This window comes from Maritalea porphyrae (assembly GCF_027213965.1).
GTDB lineage: Bacteria > Pseudomonadota > Alphaproteobacteria > Rhizobiales > Devosiaceae > Maritalea > Maritalea porphyrae_A.
In genome coordinates this window covers 1-240 of sequence record NZ_JAPWGX010000075.1, presented here as the reverse complement: position 1 = coordinate 240, position 240 = coordinate 1, and the positions used below count along the sequence as shown (strand labels likewise).

Annotated in this window: 1 pseudogene; it reads right to left on the bottom strand. The window is 46.7% G+C overall.

The features are described 5' to 3' along the window. Positions 1–240: pseudogene (locus tag O4H47_RS18060) on the bottom strand (hypothetical protein); the annotation flags it as partial.

Below are 240 nucleotides of genomic sequence, written 5' to 3'. Positions count from 1 at the left end.
CGTTTGATCAGCACTTCACCACTCTCTTGCATCGCCTGTTTTACTTCAGCGTGAATGCTTGGGTCTTCAATTGCTTCACGAATGGTACGATGGCCTTTCAAGCAACCTAGGTAAGCGGTAATGCAATGGCCTGTATTGAGAGTGAATAGCTTGCGTTCTACGAATGCCATTAGGTTGTTGGTTCTTTCCATGCCAGCTATGTCAGGGATTTCGCCCTTGAATTGCTGCTCATCCACAATC